The sequence below is a fragment of the Anaerococcus lactolyticus ATCC 51172 genome (assembly GCF_000156575.1).
Classification (GTDB): domain Bacteria; phylum Bacillota; class Clostridia; order Tissierellales; family Peptoniphilaceae; genus Anaerococcus; species Anaerococcus lactolyticus.
This window is the reverse complement of sequence record NZ_GG666099.1, coordinates 1-317: the sequence shown is the minus strand read 5'-3', so window position 1 is coordinate 317 and position 317 is coordinate 1. Positions and strand designations below refer to the sequence as shown.

Genomic DNA, 317 nt, shown 5'->3' with positions numbered 1-317 from the left:
GCAAATGTAGTTGCTGGTACTGTAAATGTAAAAAGGAGTAACGCTATGGCTACTCCTCGTTTAATGCTCTTATTCATTTTTCTATCCTTTCTTATTTTACATTTTTAAATACATAGACTGCTTTTCTAGCATTGTCCCATTCTATTGTTTGGTTTTTCCATCTTTAATATCTCCATGACTTGCTCCAAAAGCTTTAGCAATATTTGAAATTGAAGCATGAATTCTTCCATTTATAATCACTGGCTTAACATCTGAATTGTAGACCTTTCCATCTGAATCTTTCATAACACCAGTATCAATATTTAGTCTTAATGTTT

The 317-nt window shown here is 31.5% G+C and carries 1 pseudogene; it reads right to left on the bottom strand.

Annotated features, from left to right (window positions below):
- Positions 1-91 precede the first annotated feature (91 nt).
- Positions 92-317 (bottom strand): annotated as a pseudogene (locus HMPREF0072_RS11435) (stalk domain-containing protein); the annotation flags it as partial.